Origin of the sequence: Flavobacterium sp. (assembly GCF_040382755.1) — a bacterium.
Taxonomy (GTDB): Bacteria; Bacteroidota; Bacteroidia; order Flavobacteriales; family Flavobacteriaceae; genus Flavobacterium.
Genome location: NZ_JBEIET010000281.1, coordinates 1 through 1250 on the forward strand (window position 1 = coordinate 1; position 1250 = coordinate 1250).

The window sequence follows — 1250 nt, forward strand, 5'->3', positions numbered from 1 at the left end:
AAAACACCAGGGTTAAAAGTGATATATCCGGCTTTTCCGTATGATGTAAAAGGGCTTTTAAATACCGCAATTAATGATCCAAATCCGGTTTTGTTTTTTGAACACAAACAATTGTATAGAAGTATTCATCAAGACGTTCCATCTGATTATTATACGATTCCTTTAGGTAAGGCAGCTTTACTTAAAGAAGGTACTGATATTACTGTAATTTCTTTTGGTGCAGGTGTGCATTGGGCGTTAGAAACCTTAGCTAAGAACCCAGAAGTTGCTGCGGATGTAATTGATTTAAGAACGCTTCAACCTTTAGATTTAGATACTATTTATACTTCGGTTAAGAAAACTGGAAAATGTATTATACTGCAAGAAGATACCTTATTTGGTGGAATTTCAAGTGATATTTCGGCTTTAATAATGGAGAACTGTTTCGAATATTTAGACGCACCTGTAAGACGTGTAGGAAGTTTAGAAACCCCAATTCCGTTTGTGAAGGCTATTGAAGATCAATATTTACCAAAAACTCGTTTTGAAATAGCTTTAAAAGAAGTTTTAGCATTTTAATAAAATATAGTACATTTGAAAAATGTAAATGCGTACTTGTTACGCTTTTTTTATGCTTTATATAATTATTTCTACTATTTATTAGTGGAAATGAAAAAATAATATAAAAAAAACACGAATTCTATTTTATTATATTGCTAATTTAGTATATTTATGCAAAATTTATATATATGGAGATTTTAGCCTGTCCAAAATGTCAAAATAATCAGATCGTAAAGAGCGGAATTGTTAAAAACAGACAACGTTATTTGTGTAAACCGTGTAATTATTTTTTCAGCGTCAATAAATTAGGTAAAAAAATTGACGATTATTACGTAACAAAAGCCTTACAATTATATCTCGAAGGATTAAGTTTTAGAGAGATTGAACGCATTATTGGCGTATCTCACGTTTCAATTAGTAATTGGGTTAAAGAATTTAAAATAAAAAAACCTGAAAATTCAAATTACCATCCTACTTATAAAATTTTTAATCATTTAGAATTGGTAGAATTTCTTAAAAACAAAGAAATGTTATCCGGTGCTGGAATGATAATTACCGAACTTGGTGACAAGTTTATGCTAATTAAATGGGAACGTTTTAAAGATTAACTATACTGCTTTACAATTATATATATTAAAATTTTTTTGTTTTACTATTTTTTAGAATTTGGCACCACTAATCAAATACTAACTATATTAAATTATGAAAAA

2 protein-coding genes are annotated in these 1250 nt (G+C 28.5%); both read left to right on the top strand.

Annotated elements, in window-relative coordinates:
- Positions 1-558, top strand: a 558-nt coding sequence (locus tag ABWO04_RS12015; RefSeq protein ID WP_353079915.1) for an alpha-ketoacid dehydrogenase subunit beta, incomplete at its 5' end; no start/stop codon positions are given.
- A 170-nt stretch (positions 559-728) separates the two neighbouring features.
- Entirely contained in the window at positions 729-1148 is a 420-nt protein-coding gene (locus ABWO04_RS12020) for a transposase-like zinc-binding domain-containing protein (RefSeq protein ID WP_353079916.1), read from the top strand.
- Positions 1149-1250 lie beyond the last annotated feature (102 nt).

Excerpts from the sequence above, each read along its gene's own strand:
- ABWO04_RS12020 (WP_353079916.1), top strand. The coding sequence starts at position 729 with ATGGAGATTTTAGCCTGTCCAAAATGTCAAAATAATCAGATCGTAAAG.